The following is a 16,116-nucleotide window of genomic DNA, read 5'->3' on the forward strand; positions in this document are numbered from 1 at the left end:
GCCGTCCCGACGGCGACCGGTCCACGGGCCGGGGGGGGGGGGCGCCCCGGCCCCCCCCCCCCCCCCCCCCCCCCCCCCCCCCCCCCCCCCCCCCCCCCCCCCCCCCCCCCCCCCCCCCCCCCCCCCCCCCCCCCCCCCCCCGCTGCTGCTCAGTGGTGGAAGCCGCTGGGCCGGGCGGCCTGCGGCGCGTCGCCGGCCAGGCCGTCCAGCCGGTCGACGACGCGGCCGACGTCGCGCAGGAACAGCTCGGCCATGTCGTGGCTGAAGCCGTTGCGCACCACGATCCGCAGGACGGCGAGGTCGTCGCGCTTGGGCGGCATCGTGTAGGCCGGGACCAGCCAGCCGTGCTCGCGCAGCGCCCGGGAGACCTCGAACACGTCGTAGGCCGTGACCCCGTCGGCCATGCGCACGGTCACCACCGGTAGATCACGGCCGTCGAAGACCACCTCGAACTGCGGCATCGCGCCCAGGGTGCGGGCGACGTGCACGGCGACGTCCTGGCAGGTCTGCTGGACCAGCCGGTACCCCTCGCGGCCCAGCCGGAGGAACTGGAAGTACTGCAGGACGACCTGGGCGCCGGGCCGGGAGAAGTTGAGCGCGAACGTCGGCATGTCCCCGCCCAGGTAGTTCACGTGGAAGACGAGGTCCTCGGGCAGGTGCTCCGCCGAGCGCCACAGCACCCAGCCGATGCCGGGGTACACCAGGCCGAACTTGTGGCCGGAGGCCTGGATCGACACCACCCGCTCCAGCCGGAAGCCCCAGACCAGGTCGGGCTGCAGGTACGGGGCGACGAAGCCACCCGAGGCGGCGTCGACGTGCACCGGCACCGACACCCCGCTCGTCGCCTCGTACCGGTCCAGGGCGGCGCAGATCTCCTGCACCGGCTCGTAGCTGCCGTCCATGGTCGAGCCGAGGACCGCCACGACGCCGATCGTGTTCTCGTCGACGTGCTCGAGCAGGCGGTCGGCGGTCAGGTGCAGCACGTCGCCCTCGAGCGGCACGTACCGCGGCTCGACGTCCCAGTAGTTGGCGAACTTCTCCCAGACGACCTGCACGTTGGCATCCATGACCAGGTTCGGCCGGTCCGCGGGGCGGCCGGCCGCGCGGCGGGCCTGCTGCCACCGGCGCTTCATGGCCAGCCCCGCCAGCATGCAGCCCTCGGAGCTGCCGGTGGTCGACGTCCCGACGCTCTCGACGGCGTCCGGCACGTTCCACAGGTCGCCGATCATGCGCACGCAGCGGCCTCGATGTCCGCCGTCTGCGGGTACTCGTCCTTGTCGACCATGTTCTTGTCGGCGGTGACCTGGTAGAGGCGGTCGGCCTCCTCTTCCATCCACGTCGTGACGAAGGTGGCCAGGTTGAACCGCGCGTTGCCGTCGAGCATCACCTCGTCCAGCACGATCTGGTAGGCCGTCTCCGGCAGCATCGGCCCCTCGGGCATCCGCTCCCGGGGCACCTGCACCATCCCGGCCCGGGTGAACCGGGGGAGGAGGTCGCGGTCGCCGTCGTCGACCGCCTTCCGGCTCCTGTACACGCCCATCGCGCACCGTCCTCTGCTCGGAAGAGGTCGCCACGCTCCCCGGCCGGGCCGTCCGGCGGCCTCACCCGACGGGGATGACGCCGGGCCACCGGTCGCGCTGGTGCGATCGAGCGATGGCGGCGCGCGAGCGGTGGACGGCTGTCGCGTTCGCGCTCGGGTCGGTCTGCTTCCTGGTCGGCCCCTTCCCGGGCTACCTGCAGCTGGTCGGCCCGACCGCCGACGCGATCACCTTCTTCGCGGGGTCGGTGCTGTTCACGCTCGGCGGCGGGCTGCACACCTGGCTGGCCGCCCCCCGGCGCCGCGAGCCGGGCGCCGCGCGGGCCGCCTGGTGGACGGCGGTGGTCCAGTCGCTCGGGACGCTGTTCTTCGACGTGACGACGTTCCGCGCGCTGCAGACGGCGGTCGAGGACCCGGCGTACGACCGGCTGGTCTGGCGCCCCGACGCCTTCGGCTCCGTCTGCTTCCTGGTGTCCGGGCTGATCGCCTACCGGGCGTCGGCGCGCCGTGGTCTGCTGCCGCGGCGCGGCGGCCGCGGGTGGTGGCAGCCGGCGGTGAACCTCCTGGGCTGCGTGCTGTTCGCCGTCGCCGCGGTCGCCGGCTACGTCGTCCCCGACACCGGGTCGGTGCTCGACCTGGCCGCCGCCACCTGGACCACCGCGGCCGGCGCCGCCTGCTTCCTGGCCTGCGCGCTCGGGGTGCTGGTCACGTCCGGATTCATCCGGGCGGGACGACGCCGGGAGCAGGCGGCCCCCCTGGGATGACACCGGCACCCCCCACGACCACCGGAGGTCCCCGATGTGCCGATGGATCGCCTACACCGGCTCCCCGGTGCTGGTGGAGGACCTGCTGTACGCACCGGAGAACTCCCTGATCGTGCAGAGCCTGCGCGCCCGTCTCGGCGTCGAGCCGACCAACGGCGACGGCTTCGGCGTCGGCTGGTACGACGACCGGGAGCTGCCCGGGCTGTTCCGCAGCACCGAGCCGGCCTGGAACGACCGCAACCTGCGCGAGGTCGCCGGGCACATCCGCTCGCGGATGGTGCTGGCGCACGTGCGCGCCTCGACGGGGACGCCGGTGCAGCTGACCAACTGCCACCCGTTCCGCCACGGGCGCTGGTTGTGGATGCACAACGGGGCCATCAGCCGCTTCACCGCCGTCAAGCGGGAGCTCGCGCTGGCGGTGGACCCGGAGCTGTTCGCGAGCATCGAGGGCTCGACCGACTCGGAGCTCTTCTTCCACCTCGCCCTGACCTTCGGGCTGCAGCAGGACCCGCCGGCGGCGGTCGCCCGCGCGGTGGGGCTCATCGAGGAGACCGGCCGGCACCACGGCGAGCCGTTCCCGATCCAGATGACGGTCGCGACGACCGACGGCGAGACCCTGTGGGCCTTCCGGTACTCGACCGAGGGGCGGTCGCGGTCGCTGTTCCACAGCACCGACGTCGCGACCCTGCGCCACCAGTACCCGGACAACCCGGTGCTGCACCGGCTCTCCGACGACGCCCGGATGGTCGTGTCCGAGCCGATGGGAGACCTCCGCGGGGCGTGGCGCGAGGTGCCCGAGTCCAGCTGCGTCGTCGTCCGGCACGGGCAGGAGGAGATCCGCCCGTTCGCGCCGTCGGTCCTCCAGCCGGCCGGCTGAGCCGCGGCCGGCCGGGCCGGGCTCAGTGGACCAGCGCCTTGAGCGCGATGAGGGCCGCGCCCACCAGCGCGACCGAGGCACCGCGGACCACCGCCCGCGTCCGCGTGGCGCCGGCGAAGCGGGATGCCCAGTAGCCGTAGAAGCCGATCAGCCCCAGGCCGCTCCACTTGGCGACCGAGAAGGCGGTGGCGTTCTCGATCACGCCCAGCGCGGCGAGCAGGAAGAAGACGGCGGGGAAGGCGACGCCGAACGCGACCGAGCCGGCGTCCTCCGCCATGTGGCCCAGCTGCGCCCGGGTGACCGGCCGCCGGCTGCTCGTCTCGGCCCCGACGACCTCGCTGAAGACCTCGGCCAGCGCGACCGCGACGGCCGTCCCCCCGAGCGAGGCGATCACGGCGGCGGGCCCCGGGGGGTGCGCCTGGAGGGCCACGACGAGCGCGAGCCCGATGATGGCGCCGTAGACGACCTTGGTCACCTGCCGTGACCCGAGGTGCTCCTGCAGACCGGTGCGCATGCCGTCGCCTCAGGCCGGCGCCCCGGCGAACAGCCGCTCGCGCACGCTCTCCCGCAGCCGCAGCGCCTCCTCGACCCGGGCCAGCTGCTCGGCGGTCGCCGGCAGCCCGTACACCTCGGCCAGCACCCGCGGCAGGTCGGCGCGGTAGTCGTGCGCCCAGGCCCGGTAGGACCCGGGGACCTGCGCGTTCTTCATGTCCACGAGGCTCTGGAAGAAGGTCGTGACCGGACGCCAGCGCAGGGCCTCCGGGATGCCCCGGGGGCTGGCGTCGGTGAGCAGCTCCGGATGCGGCCGGTCGGGGCCCAGCCACGCCGGCGGTGACCACAGCAGGTCGGGTCCGAACCGGGTCACCCCGTCGTTGTCGTGGCTGAGCAGCACGTACCGCGGCCGCGGTCGCAGCGACTCCAGCTGGGCGGCGTCGTTGACGACGGCGACCCGCTCGCGGTCGACGTCCAGCCGGTCCGCGCCGGTCACCTGGTGCATCCAGCCGCTGCCGTAGGGGGTGCCGATCCACAGGGCGCGGTCGATGCCGAGCGCGTCCAGGCCCAGCGTGCCCCAGTGCAGGAAGACGTCCTGGCTGGTGTGCGCCCCGAGGCTCTCCCCGAACAGCACCACGCGCGGTCGCGGGGACCGCTCCCGCACCCGCTCGAGGACGCGCAGCCAGAGCAGCCGGTTCTGCTCGCGGGCGCCGGCCACCATGCCCAGCGACAGCGGCGACGGGCGCCGCGAGTACTGCATGGCCACGGTGGCGACGTCGCCGAGCGCCAGGTACTGCAGCGCCGCGACGGCGACGTAGTTGACGTAGCCGGTGCCGGTGGGGGAGACCAGCACCAGCAGCGACCGGTCGAAGGCGCCCGTGCGCTCCAGCTCGGCCAGCGCCAGGTCGACCCGCTCGCGCGCCGTGGGCGCGCTGTCCAGCCCGACGTAGACCTGCACCGGCGCGGCGCGGGCCGGCGTCCCCATCACCGTCTCGACGGACAGGTCGGGGGTGCCGTCCGGACGGGTGGGCAGCGGCTCGGGACGCACGGTGGCCAGCGCGTGCCGGCGCCCCTCCCGGCCCAGGCTCGCCCAGGGGACGACGCTGCCCGGCCCGCCGCTGATCGTCGCCGGGACCCAGCGCTCCGCCTCGTCCCGCTCGAGCACGGGGACGTCGGCGGACGTACCGGCCTCGATCCGGCGCATCGCCCGGTGCCACAGCGCCGACGCGCCCGCCGCGAGCCCGGCCAGGCTGCCGGCGTGCCCGGCCGCGCGCCACAACCCGGCCGGTCCGGGGAGCACGGCCGCCAGCCGCCGGCCGGCCAGGTCGGCGAGCGCGTGCTCGCCGTAGCCGCCGGCGGTCAGCCCGCCCACCACGCCGCCGGCGACCAGCAGCGAGCGCAGGGCCGGGGGCACGTCGGCCCGGCCCAGGACGTCGTCGCCGGCCTGCGGGCGCCGGCGGTCGAGCAGGTACGACAGCGCGAGGCCCACGGGGACCGCCAGCGGCACCGCGGCCAGGCGGCCGGCCAGCCCCAGCCGGGCGTCCAGGGCCCGGGTCCCGGCCTGGGCCGTGCGGAGGGCGGCACCGGCGAGCCCGGTGGCGCCGCTGCGCCAGGCGAGCTGGCGGGCCGCGCCGCGCAGCAGCGGGTCGCCGGGCCGCGGCGGCAGCGCACGCACCACGGCCAGCCCGAGCGGGACCGCGGCGCAGTCCACGGCCAGCGCCACGGCGCGCCGCCGGGCGGGAGGCGCGTCGTCGCCGGCGAGGAAGCCCGCCGCCGCCGTCAGCGCCTCGCCGGTGGCGACCGACAGCAGGTACTGCACACCCGTGGCCAGGCCGGTGACCAGGCCCTGGTCGAGCGCGCTGCGGGAGGACAGCGACGGGGTGAAGGTGCCCGGAGCGGTGGCGGCCGCGACCACCAGACCGACGTCCGGCGCGGCGCCCGGTTCCGGCATGCGGGCCCTCGTTCTGGCCATGGCCGGATCGTGCCGCCGGGCAGCCGGGCGCGGCTCATCCTCCCGGTACGAGTTCCGCGCCGCCCGGCGTCGCTACCCTCGGGGTCCCCGACCGCGGAGGACGCCATGACGGCGGAGCCTGCCACCGCGCCCCCGGCCCCCACCGAGGAGACCGCCCCGGCCGCACCGGCCGCGCGTCCACCTCGCCGCCCGAGGTGGCGGCGCCACCTCCCGCGCTACACCTGGAGCGGCACGCTGGGCGCGCTGCTGCTCGGCTGCAGCTCGCTGACCCCGTCGCTGCTGCCGCGCGGCTGGCTGCTCCAGGGCCTGATCGCCGGGATCACCGCCGCGATCGGCTATGGGGTCGGGACGACGGGGGCCTGGTTCGTCGCCGAGGTCACCGATCGCCGGATGTCGGCCGCCTTCCGCCGGCGGGCCTGGCAGGTGCTCGCCGTCCTGGGGACCGTCCTGGTCGTGGTCATGCTCTGGCTGGGCTCGGGCTGGCAGCGGGACCTCCACGAGCTCATGGGCGCCGACCCGCCGGAGGGGTGGTCCGTCGCCGGGCTGGTCGTCGTCGCCCTGCTGGTCTTCGCCGCCGTGGTGGGCACCGGGCGCGCCATCCGGCGGCTGGCCCGCTGGCTGGTCCGGCTGCTCGGCCGGTTCCTGCCCCGCCGGGTCGCCCGCCCGCTGGGCGTCGCCGTCGTCACCGTCCTGGTGCTGCTGCTGCTCAACGGCGTGCTCTTCCGGGGCCTGGTGGAGGCGCTCAACTCGGCGTTCAGCGTCAAGGACGACGGCACGGAGGCCGGCGCGGTGGAGCCGACGGCGCCGGAGCGCTCGGGCAGCCCCGACTCGCTGGTGCCGTGGGAGGAGCTCGGGCTGCAGGGGCGCAACTTCGTCGGGACGGGGCCGACGCCGGAGGAGCTGCAGGCGTTCTCCGGCCGGCCGGCGCTGCAGCCGGTCCGCGCCTACGCCGGGCTGGCGTCGGCGGAGGACGTCGAGGACCGGGCCGCCCTCGCCGTCCGCGACCTCGAGCGGGCCGGTGGGTTCGACCGGGCGGTTCTGGTCGTCATCAGCACGACCGGCACCGGCTGGGTGGACCCCGCCGCGAGCGACGCGCTGGAGTACGAGTTCAACGGCGACACCGCCATGGTGGCCGTGCAGTACTCCTACCTGCCGAGCTGGATCTCCTTCCTCGTCGACCAGACCAAGGCGCGCGACGCCGGGCGGGCGCTGTTCGACGCGGTGTACGGGGTGTGGGCCGACCTGCCCCCGGACGACCGGCCCGCGCTCTACGTGTTCGGTGAGAGCCTCGGCACGTTCGCCGGCGAGGCCGCGTTCAGCGGGCTCTCCGACATCCGCAACCGCACCGACGGCGTGCTGTGGGCCGGCCCGCCGAACTTCAACCCGCTGTGGCGCGACCTCGTCGCCGACCGCGAGGAGGACACGCCCGAGTGGCTGCCGGTGCTGGAGGACGGCCGCACCGTGCGCTGGGCCGACGAGCCACTCGACCTCGCCCGCCCGGCGGGGGAGTGGGAGGAGCCGCGGGTCGTCTACCTGCAGAACGCCTCCGACCCGATCGTGTGGTGGTCCCCGCAGCTGATCCTGACCCGCCCGGACTGGCTGGAGGAGGAGCCCGCGCCCGACGTCTCGGCGGACATGTTCTGGATCCCCTTCGTCACGTTCTGGCAGGTCACGGCGGACATGGCGTTCGCCGTCGACGCGCCGGACGGGCACGGGCACCGCTACTCGGCCGACTACGCCGACGGCTGGGCGGAGCTGGCGCAGCCGCCCGGCTGGGCCGACGCCGACACCGAGCGGCTCCGGCAGCTGCTCGCCCAGGGGTGACCGGCCCCGCCGTCCGCCGCCGCGACCTGGTGGCCACCGGGGTGGTCCTGCTGGTCCTCGTCGCGGTCAACCTGGGTGCCTCCCTCCTGCGCCCGCCCTGGTGGGCCCGCGCGCTGGCCGGCCTCGGCCTGCTCGCCGTCGCCCGTCTCGACGGGCTGACGTGGGCGCAGCTGGGCCTGGGGCGCGACCGCCTCGGGTCGGGCAGCCGGTGGGCGCTGGGCGCCGTCGGCGCCGTCGCCCTCGTCTACGCGGTGGGGGTCGCGCTCCCGCTGAGCCGGCCGGCCTTCGACGACCCGCGCTACGACCTGCCGGTGCTCGACGCCTTGGGCACCGCGCTCGTGGTCATCCCGCTCGGCACGGTGGTGTTCGAGGAGCTCGCCTTCCGCTCGGTGCTCTGGGGCGTGCTCTCCCGCCACTGCCCCCCGTGGCAGGTCCTGGTGATCACGTCCGGCCTCTTCGGGCTGTGGCACGCGGTGCCCGCCACGCGTGCGGGCGGGGCCCTGCTCGCCGTCGGCACCGTCGTCCTCACCACGGTCGGCGGGCTGGTGTTCGGCGAGCTGCGCCGGCGCAGCGGCAGCGTGCTGGCGAGCATCGGCGCCCACTGGGCCACCAACTCGCTCGGCGTCCTGTTCGGCTTCGTGGCCCGGTACCTGGACACCTGACCTCATCCGGCCCGGGTGATGCCGGGTCCTCGCGCGGCCCGCGACCCTTCCGGCACCGCTGGTGGCTCCGGACGAGGAGGGCTCGCCATGACGCTGGTCGAGGCTGCGCCGGTTGCGACGTTCGTCGACGCCCTCGCCCTGCGGCTGGCGGCGCAGTACGGCGCGGACCCCGACGAGGTGCGCGCACGGGCGGAGTCCGCGCTGGCCGCGTTCGCCGGCGCCCGCGTGCAGGCGTTCGTCCCGATCCTGGTGGAGAAGAAGCTGCGGGAGGCCTACCGGAGGACCGCGTGACCCGTCTCCCCCCGGGTCTCGCGGGCCTCCGCGGCTACCGCGCGGCCTGGCTGCGCAAGGACCTCGTCGCGGGCGTGGTGCTGACGGCCCTGCTCGTGCCGCAGGGCATGGCCTACGCCGAGCTGGCGGGGCTGCCCCCGATCACCGGGCTCTACACGACGATCACCTGCCTGCTGGCCTACGCCGTGGTGGGGCCGTCTCGGATCCTGGTGCTCGGCCCCGACTCGTCGCTCGGCCCGATGATCGCCGCGACGATCCTGCCGCTGGTCGCGGCCGGCGGGGACCCGGAGCGGGCGGTCGCGCTGGCGTCGATGCTCGCGCTGCTGACCGCCGTCATCATGATCGCGGCCGGGTTCGCCGGGCTGGGCTTCGTCGCCGACCTGCTGTCGAAGCCGACCATGATCGGCTACCTCAACGGGCTGGCACTGACGATCGTCGTCGGGCAGCTGCCCAAGCTGTTCGGGTTCTCGGTGGACGGCGACGGCCTGATCGGCGAGGTCGTCGGTTTCGTCCAGGGCGTGGCGCGGGGGGAGGTCGTGCCGGCCGCGGCCGCCGTGGGGCTCGGCGGGATCGTGGTCGTCCTCGGGCTGCAGCGGTTCTGGCCCAAGGTGCCGGCGGTGCTCGTGATGGTCGTGCTGGCGATCGCCTTCAGCAGCCTCCTCGACCTCGGCGACCGCGGCGTCTCCCTCGTCGGCGTGCTGCCCGAGGGCTTCCCGCCCCTGACCATCCCGTCGATCGAGTGGTCGGACCTCGCCGCCCTGGTCGCCGGCGCGCTGGCCATCGCCCTGGTGTCGCTGGCGGACACCATCTCCACGGCCTCGGCGTTCGCCGAGCGCACCGGGCAGGAGGTGCGGGGTGGCCAGGAGATGATCGGCATCGGGACGGCGAACCTGGCCGCTGGCCTCTTCCAGGGTTTCCCGGTGAGCACCAGCGCCTCCCGCACCGCGGTGGCCGAGCGCGCGGGGGCCAAGACCCAGCTCACCGGCATCGTCGGGGCCGCGCTGGTCATCGTGATGATCGTCCTCCTGCCCGGGCTGTTCCAGGACCTGCCGCAGGCCGCGCTGGCGGCCGTCGTCATCACCGCGGCGATCTCGCTGGCCGACCTGCCGGCGACGGCGCGGCTGTGGCGCCAGCGCCGGGTCGAGTTCAGCCTGTCGCTGGTGGCCTTCGCCGGGGTCGCGCTGCTCGGCGTCCTGCCGGGCATCGGCATCGCGGTGGGCCTGTCCATCCTCAACGTCTTCCGCCGCGCCTGGCGGCCCTACCAGGCGACGCTCGGGCTGGTCGACGGGCTGCCCGGCTACCACGACGTCCGCTCCTACCCGGAGGCCGCGCAGCTGCCCGGGCTGGTGCTGCACCGGTTCGACGCGCCGCTGTTCTTCGCCAACGCCAAGACCTTCCGCGACGACGTCCTGGCCCTCGCCCGCAGCGAACCGGCGCCGCGGTGGATCGTGATCGCCGCCGAGCCGATCACCGACGTCGACACCACCGCCGCCGACGTCCTGCTCGAGCTCGACCAGCGGCTCGACGAGCGCGGCGTGACGCTGGCGTTCGCGGAGATGAAGGACCCCGTCCGCCGGAAGATCGAGCGCTACGGGCTGACCGAGGCGATCGAGCCGCGCCACTTCTTCCCGACCGTCGAGGCGGCCGTGGTGGCCTACCGCGCCCGCACCGGGGCCACCTGGGAGACCCCGGCCTGAGCGGGGTCGGGGCGGCCGAGCGCCAGGGACCACAGCCGCGCCCACACCAGCTGACCGCGCGGCGGGCGGATGCCCGGACGCTCGCGGGGGAGCCGCACGCGCAGCGCGCCGGGGCGGACGGCGCAGCGCACCGGCGCGGCCAGCCGGACGGTCTCCCCGTCGATGCCGACCGGCACCTCGGGCACGTCGGCGCTGACCACGACCTCGGCCGCCTCGGCCCAGAGCAGGCCGCGCCGGTGGGCGCCCTGCAGCAGGCCCACGGCCTGGCGGGCGGTGTCGACCCGCACCGCGACGACCCCCAGGACGCCGCGGTCGAGCCGGGCGCGGCGGCTCATCCCGGCGAGGTCGGTGGCCTCGTACGGGTTGTTGCTGACCAGCAGGGCCTGCGGTCCGGTGACGGTCTGGCCGTCGAACTCGGCCACCAGGTGCGCACCCTGCCGGCGGCTGAGCAGGTCGGGGAGGGCGTCGAGCGCGGTCCGCGTCTTGTCGTCGCGGTAGCCGGGGTGCTCCACGATCTCGGCGTACGCGCCGAACGAGGCGTTGTTCACGAACGGGCGGCCGTTGACCGTGCCGAGGTCGATGCGCGCCTCGACCCCGTCGCGGAGGGCGTCGAGGCACCGGGCCGGGTCGGCGCGGTCGAGGCCGAGGTCCTGGGCGAAGTGGTTGCGCGTGCCGGCGCTGATCACGAGCAGCGGCACGTCGTGCTCGGCGGCCACCTGGGCGACGAGGGCCTGGGTGCCGTCGCCGCCGGCCACCCCCAGCAGATCCGCACCGCGGGCGAGCGCGTCCCGGGCGAGCTGCTGCACGTCGGTGCCCGGCCGGTCGAGCAGCACCACCTCGGCGCCGAGCTCCTCGGCCCGCTCGCGCAGCGAGAAGCGGGCGACCTTGCCGGCGCCGGAGCGCGGGTTCATGATCACGAACGGCTGCCGGGCCGGCGGGACCTCGGTCGCCGGCAGCGCCCAGGCCGAGCGGTCCGGCCGCAGGGCGTACCGCCCGGCCGCCGCGGCGGCCGCGAGCAGCACGGCCGCCAGCAGCGCGATCCACAGCAGGCCGTCCGCGACGAAGGCCACGAGCAGCGCGAGGGGCGCGCAGATCGCCAGGCCGAGCGCGAACCAGCGCACCGCGCCGCGGTGCAGCAGGAACCAGAACACGCCGGCGATCGCGAGCGCGGACGCCACGCTGGTGAGCACCAGCAGCCACAACCCGCCGTCCACGGCGAAGCCCAGCAGGAGGACCAGGGCCGCGACCAGCAGGACCAGCGCGCCCCGGGCCGTCCAGCGGCGGGCACGTACCGACTCCACGCTCGCCACCTCCTCGGGGAGGATCCCCGTGCCAGGCTGCCCGGGCCGCGTCGCCCGGGAGATCACCCGCTCCGGACGGTTCGGGCCGCGGTCCGCGCCCGAGCGGCGCGGCGCCAGTCGCTCGGGCTGACGCCGAACTGCCGGTGGAACCACCGGGTGAACGCGCTCGGCGCGCCGAACCCGAGCAGCTGCGACACCTCGGTCAGCGAGTACCGCTCGGCGGCCACGTAGCGCTCGGCCAGCCGCTTCCGGGTCTCGTGCACGATCGACGAGAAGCTGGTGCCCTCCTCCGCCAGGTGGTGCTGCAGCGCCCGCGGGCCGAGGCCGAGGGCCCGGCCGACGCGGCTCGCGTCGCAGCGCCCCTGCGGCAGCAGCACCTCCGCCGCCTCGGCGGCCCGGGCGGCCGTCGTCGCCGTCGGCGGGGCGGCGACCGCGCGGAGGAACTGCCGGGTGTACGGGCGGAGCGACGGGTCCGCGGTGAGCAGCGGCGCCGCCAGCTCGGCCGCCGGCAACACCAGGCCGCTGCAGGGCGCCGAGAAGGTGACCGGCGCACCGAAGAACCGCCGCCACGGGGCCGGGTCGGCTGGTTCCGGGCGGGTGAGGGATGCCGCCGAGGGGGTCCAGGCGGTGCCGCGCAGCGCCCGGACGATGCCGACCACCGCGCCCAGCACGAGGTCGAGCAGCTGCCCATGGGGCGTCGGCTCACCGAGCTCGAGCCACACGTCGAGGTTCCCCGTGCCGCCGTCCTCGCGGAGCCGCAGGTGCACCGCCTGCTCGTAGACGCGCTCGTAGGAGAGCAGCAGGGACAGCGCCCCGCGCAGATCGGGCTCGTCGCGCAGCGCGACCGCGATCGGGCCGAGCGTGCCCAGACGGCGCAGGCCCGCCAGGCGCAGCCCGAAGTCCTCGCAGCCGGAGCGCCGGGCCGAGGTTTCCAGCAGTCGCGCGGCGGGCACGGCCGGGAGCCAGTCGCCGGCCTCGAGGTCGGCCGGCGCGAGGCCGGCGCCGGCGAGGAGCTCGGCCGGGTCCAGGCCCACCGACGCGGCCAGCCCGGCGTACCCCGTGAGCGCGGCGCGCTGGATCCGTGGGCGCATCGCCGGACCCTCCTGCCGGTGCGCGAAGAGGTAAGACCCGGTGCGGGAACGGTAAAGCCCTGCGCAGCTCCCGTCACTAGCGTTCGGGACGCGGCGTCGCGCGGTCGACCGCCGCCGTGCCCAGCAGGAGGCGGCCATGCTCCCCGACGCAGCGGTGACCCTGGGCAGCCGCGACCTCGAGGTCCTGAGACACCTGGCCGACGGCCGGTCCACGGCGGCGATCGCCGCGTCGCTGTCGGTCTCGACGAACACCGCGCGCACCCGGATCCGGCGCGTCGAGGGCAAGCTGCACGCCCGCGGCCGGGCCGCGGCCGTCGCGGCGGCCCGGGAGCACGGGCTGGTCTGACGTCGGGCTCCGGGGGGCCGCACGGGACGGCGGTCCGCGCCCCGATGCCCCACACTGGGCCCACCTCGTCAGGCGGGCGACAGAGGGCCTCCGTGCCCGGGGTGCGCCCGCCTGGCGGGGCCGCGTGACCGGCCGGTCACCGTGCGACACCGGCGTGCTCGTCGGCGGAACCGGTGCGCGGCGCGGGCCCCGCGGCGCAGGGGATCGCCGCTACGATCCGGCACTCCAGCGTCCACGAACCCTTCGCCGTCCTTCCCCCGTCTGGCGGCTCGACCACTCGGCGCGGGCCGCGCAGCCTCCGAGCCCCGGGAGGTCCACGCCGTGAAGACCCGCAGCGCAGTGCTCCACACGCAGCCCGGCCGGTACGAGGTCACCGAGGTCGACCTCGACGGACCCCGCGAGGGGGAGCTGCTCGTCCGGATGGCCGCCGTCGGGCTGTGCCACACCGACGACCACGACGTCCCACCGGGGTCGGCCCCGCCGCTCCGGCTGCCCCTCGCCGGCGGCCACGAGGGCGCGGGCGTCGTCGTCGGGGTGGGCCCCGCCACGCCCGGCTGGGCGGAGGGGGACCACGTGGTGCTCAGCTTCGTCGCGGTCTGCGGCCGGTGCCGGATGTGCTCGACCGGCCGGCAGAACCTGTGCGACCTCGGCGCCAAGCTCTTCACCGGCGCCCGGATCGACGACCCCACCAGCTTCCGCATGTCGTACCAGGGCCGGCCGGTGGCCCAGGCCTACGGTCTCGCGGCGCTGAGCGAGCACACCGTCGTCGACGCCCGGTCGGCGGTGAAGATCGACCCCGGCCTGCCGCTGGACAAGGCCGCGCTCGTCGCCTGCGGCGTCCCCACCGGCTGGGGGTCGGTCACCAACATGTCCGACGCCCGCGCGGGGGACGTCGTCGTCGTCATGGGCGTCGGCGGGGTGGGCATGAACAGCGTGCAGGCCGCCCGGGCCATCGGCGCCCGCGCGGTGATCGCCGTCGACCCGGTCGAGTTCAAGCGGGAGACCGCCAAGCAGTTCGGCGCGACCCACGCCACCGGCTCGATGGCCGAGGCCACCGAGCTGGCCCGCTCCCTCACGAACGGGCAGGGCGCCGACGCCGCCGTCGTGGCCGTCGGCGTCGTCACCGGCGAGCACATCGCCGAGGCGGTGAACTGCATCCGCAAGGCCGGCACGGTCGTCCTCACCGGCACCGGGAGCATGCGCCAGGCGGGCATCCCGGTGAACCACACCATGTTCACGGTGTTCCAGAAGCGGTTGCAGGGCGCGCTGTTCGGCGGCTGCAGCCCGCGGTGGGACGTCCCGAACCTGCTCGCCCAGTACACGGCGGGCACGCTGAAGCTGGACGAGCTGGTGACGCGGACCTACTCGCTGGACCAGGTCGCCGAGGGCTTCGACGACATGAAGGCCGGGCGGAACATCCGCGGCGTCGTCCTCCTCGACTGAGGAGGTCTGCGCTCAGAGGCCGCGCATCGTCCACGCGAGGACGACCAGCACGACGAGCGGGCCGAGCACCGCGGCGAACACCCATCCCGTGGGCGCCGGGACCGGCTCGTCCTCCGGGGGGTCCTCGGGGATGTCGGTCCTGGTCCTCGACCGGCTGCTGAGCTCCCGCATGACGCCTCCCCGACACGGCTGCTCGTCCCTGAGCAGGTGCGAGCGTCCTGCCCGGCGCGGAGCCGCGCCTCGTCTGCAGGGGGTGAGTCGGGGCCCGGGTCGACGAAGCGGCCCCACCCCGGAGGGGGGGAGCCGCTGGTCGGAAGGGGTGCGCCATCAGGGACTCGAACCCCGAACCCGCTGATTAAGAGTCAGCTGCTCTGCCAATTGAGCTAATGGCGCGTGTCGACCGGTGTGCCGGGCGACCGGAGGAGAACGATACCAGCGCGGATCGGGTCGGGTCCGGGCGGGTGCCGCTCAAGATCCCCCTTCCGTCGTCCGGGCGTGGACACTGGACGCGGACCAGCGGAAAAGGCATCCAGCGACGGGTGCGGCGGAAGGGGACGGGGCGGGTGCGACGCACAGCTGCACTGGTGGCCGGGGCGCTGCTGCTCCTCGTGGGCTGCACCGACACGGCGGAGGAACCCGACGCGTCGGGCGAGCCGTCGCCGTCGTCGTCCGCCGAGGCCCGGCCGGCCCAGCTCGCCGTCGCCCCGGCCGACGGGTCGGCCGACGTCTCGCCGGTCGTCCCCCTCGAGATCACGGTCACCGACGGCGAGATCGGCGAGGTGACCCTCGTCGACGCCGCCGGCACGCCGGTCACCGGGAAGCTCGCCGAGGACGCCGCCGGCGAGGAGGAGCCCGCCGAGGGTCAGGCGGTCACCGAGGTCTGGACCCCCGACACCGATCTCGCCTACGGCACCACCTACACGCTCACCGCCACCGCGACCGGTGGCGACGACGAGCAGGTCTCCGCCGCCACCACCTTCACCACCGCCACCCCCGAGACGCTGTCGACCCCGTCGATCGGCCCGCTCGACGGCACCACGGTGGGCGTCGGCCTGCCGATCCGCGTCTACTTCGACGAGCCGGTCGAGGACAAGGCCGCCGTCGAGAGCCACCTCCTCGTCCAGAGCTCCACCCCGACCGACGGCGTCTGGAGCTGGCTGTCCGACTCCGAGGTGCACTTCCGGCCGTCCACCTACTGGCCGGCGCAGACCGACGTCACGCTGCACGCCGACCTGTACGGCGTCAGCTTCGGCGGCGGGATCTGGGGCGAGAAGGACCGCGTGGTGTCCTTCCGCATCGGCGACCGGCACGTGTCGATCGCCGACGCCGGGACGCACCAGATGCAGGTGTACGACGGCGACCAGCTGGTGCAGACGTTCCCGATCAGCGCCGGCGGCCCCGACTTCCCCAGCCGCAACGGCCCGCACGTGGTGACCGAGCTGAACCGCGACCGGGTCATGGACTCCAGCACCTACGGCGTGCCGGTCGACAGCCCCAACGGCTACCGGACCCCGGTGGAGTACGCGGTGCGGCTGTCGAACAACGGCGAGTTCGTGCACGCCGCCCCGTGGTCGGTGGCGCAGCAGGGCCGCGAGAACGTCTCGCACGGCTGCATCAACATGTCCACCGAGAACGCGGCCTGGTTCTTCAACTTCAGCCAGCCCGGCGACGTCGTGGAGATCAAGAACTCCATCGGCCCGACCCTGTCGGCGGCCGACGGCGACATCTACGACTGGGCCATCCCGTGGGACCAGTGGCAGGCCGGCAGCGCGCTCAAGTGACGGGCGCTGGAGCAGCCGGGTAACACCGACGTCACGGC

Annotated in this window: 16 protein-coding genes and 1 tRNA gene; 9 read left to right on the top strand and 8 right to left on the bottom strand. The window is 75.4% G+C overall.

Features of this window, described 5'->3' with window-relative positions; genetic code table 11:
- Positions 1-149 precede the first annotated feature (149 nt).
- Together ACI8AF_RS11100 and ACI8AF_RS11105 are read right to left on the bottom strand one after the other, a co-directional pair.
- A complete protein-coding gene (locus ACI8AF_RS11100) occupies positions 150-1,229 on the bottom strand; it encodes a glutamate decarboxylase (protein WP_456539881.1) in 1,080 nt (359 codons plus the stop codon).
- On the bottom strand, positions 1,226-1,540 hold the full coding sequence (locus ACI8AF_RS11105) for a hypothetical protein (RefSeq protein WP_456539761.1): 315 nt from the start codon (positions 1,538-1,540) through the stop codon (positions 1,226-1,228). The genes ACI8AF_RS11100 and ACI8AF_RS11105 overlap by 4 nt, the downstream gene beginning before the upstream one ends.
- 113 nt (positions 1,541-1,653) lie before the next feature.
- Between ACI8AF_RS11105 and ACI8AF_RS11110 the strand changes: the two genes are divergently transcribed.
- Positions 1,654-2,301 (top strand): hypothetical protein, encoded by a 648-nt coding sequence (locus ACI8AF_RS11110; RefSeq protein ID WP_456539762.1) that lies wholly within the window; start codon positions 1,654-1,656, stop codon positions 2,299-2,301.
- A gap of 34 nt (positions 2,302-2,335) precedes the next feature.
- Positions 2,336-3,178 carry a class II glutamine amidotransferase gene (locus ACI8AF_RS11115; RefSeq protein WP_456539763.1) on the top strand — a complete coding sequence of 281 codons (843 nt, stop codon included), beginning with the start codon at positions 2,336-2,338 and terminating at the stop codon, positions 3,176-3,178.
- 22 nt (positions 3,179-3,200) lie between these two features.
- Here the strand turns inward: ACI8AF_RS11115 and ACI8AF_RS11120 are convergent, their stop codons facing one another.
- Both ACI8AF_RS11120 and ACI8AF_RS11125 read right to left on the bottom strand, forming a co-directional pair.
- Complete coding sequence (locus tag ACI8AF_RS11120; protein ID WP_456539764.1) at positions 3,201-3,692, bottom strand: hypothetical protein; 492 nt, start codon at positions 3,690-3,692, stop codon at positions 3,201-3,203.
- A 9-nt stretch (positions 3,693-3,701) separates the two neighbouring features.
- Positions 3,702-5,642 (bottom strand): alpha/beta-hydrolase family protein, encoded by a 1,941-nt coding sequence (locus ACI8AF_RS11125; protein WP_456539765.1) that lies wholly within the window; start codon positions 5,640-5,642, stop codon positions 3,702-3,704.
- Positions 5,643-5,747: 105 nt separating this feature from the next.
- On the opposite strand from ACI8AF_RS11125, the gene ACI8AF_RS11130 reads away from it, so the two are divergent.
- From ACI8AF_RS11130 to ACI8AF_RS11145, 4 genes are all read left to right on the top strand, one after another.
- A complete protein-coding gene (locus ACI8AF_RS11130) occupies positions 5,748-7,466 on the top strand; it encodes an alpha/beta hydrolase (RefSeq protein WP_456539766.1) in 1,719 nt (572 codons plus the stop codon).
- Complete coding sequence (locus ACI8AF_RS11135) at positions 7,463-8,128, top strand: CPBP family intramembrane glutamic endopeptidase (protein WP_456539767.1); 666 nt, start codon at positions 7,463-7,465, stop codon at positions 8,126-8,128. Before ACI8AF_RS11130 ends, ACI8AF_RS11135 begins: the two co-directional genes overlap by 4 nt.
- Before the next feature lie 87 nt (positions 8,129-8,215).
- Entirely contained in the window at positions 8,216-8,419 is a 204-nt protein-coding gene (locus tag ACI8AF_RS11140) for a three-helix bundle dimerization domain-containing protein (protein ID WP_456539768.1), read from the top strand.
- The gene (locus ACI8AF_RS11145; protein ID WP_456539769.1) at positions 8,416-10,116 is read left to right on the top strand and encodes a SulP family inorganic anion transporter; all 1,701 of its coding nucleotides are present in this window, start codon (positions 8,416-8,418) and stop codon (positions 10,114-10,116) included. The genes ACI8AF_RS11140 and ACI8AF_RS11145 overlap by 4 nt, the downstream gene beginning before the upstream one ends.
- Here the strand turns inward: ACI8AF_RS11145 and ACI8AF_RS11150 are convergent.
- The gene (locus tag ACI8AF_RS11150; RefSeq protein WP_456539770.1) at positions 10,074-11,417 is read right to left on the bottom strand and encodes a diacylglycerol/lipid kinase family protein; all 1,344 of its coding nucleotides are present in this window, start codon (positions 11,415-11,417) and stop codon (positions 10,074-10,076) included. The two genes, ACI8AF_RS11145 and ACI8AF_RS11150, sit on opposite strands and share 43 nt — an antisense overlap.
- 62 nt (positions 11,418-11,479) lie before the next feature.
- Positions 11,480-12,508 (bottom strand): AraC family transcriptional regulator, encoded by a 1,029-nt coding sequence (locus ACI8AF_RS11155; RefSeq protein WP_456539771.1) that lies wholly within the window; start codon positions 12,506-12,508, stop codon positions 11,480-11,482.
- A gap of 136 nt (positions 12,509-12,644) precedes the next feature.
- Between ACI8AF_RS11155 and ACI8AF_RS11160 the strand changes: the two genes are divergently transcribed.
- Positions 12,645-12,854, top strand: coding sequence for a LuxR C-terminal-related transcriptional regulator (locus ACI8AF_RS11160; RefSeq protein WP_456539772.1), 210 nt, complete (start codon positions 12,645-12,647; stop codon positions 12,852-12,854).
- A 321-nt stretch (positions 12,855-13,175) separates the two neighbouring features.
- Positions 13,176-14,297 (top strand): NDMA-dependent alcohol dehydrogenase, encoded by a 1,122-nt coding sequence (locus ACI8AF_RS11165; RefSeq protein WP_456539773.1) that lies wholly within the window; start codon positions 13,176-13,178, stop codon positions 14,295-14,297.
- A 12-nt stretch (positions 14,298-14,309) separates the two neighbouring features.
- Here the strand turns inward: ACI8AF_RS11165 and ACI8AF_RS11170 are convergent, their stop codons facing one another.
- Both ACI8AF_RS11170 and ACI8AF_RS11175 read right to left on the bottom strand, forming a co-directional pair.
- On the bottom strand, positions 14,310-14,468 hold the full coding sequence (locus ACI8AF_RS11170) for a hypothetical protein (protein ID WP_456539774.1): 159 nt from the start codon (positions 14,466-14,468) through the stop codon (positions 14,310-14,312).
- A gap of 149 nt (positions 14,469-14,617) precedes the next feature.
- A tRNA-Lys gene (locus ACI8AF_RS11175) sits at positions 14,618-14,690 on the bottom strand.
- Positions 14,691-14,860: 170 nt separating this feature from the next.
- On the opposite strand from ACI8AF_RS11175, the gene ACI8AF_RS11180 reads away from it, so the two are divergent.
- Positions 14,861-16,078 carry an Ig-like domain-containing protein gene (locus ACI8AF_RS11180; RefSeq protein ID WP_456539775.1) on the top strand — a complete coding sequence of 406 codons (1,218 nt, stop codon included), beginning with the start codon at positions 14,861-14,863 and terminating at the stop codon, positions 16,076-16,078.
- Positions 16,079-16,116: the final 38 nt, after the last annotated feature.

The organism is Blastococcus sp. SYSU D00669, assembly GCF_054050715.1.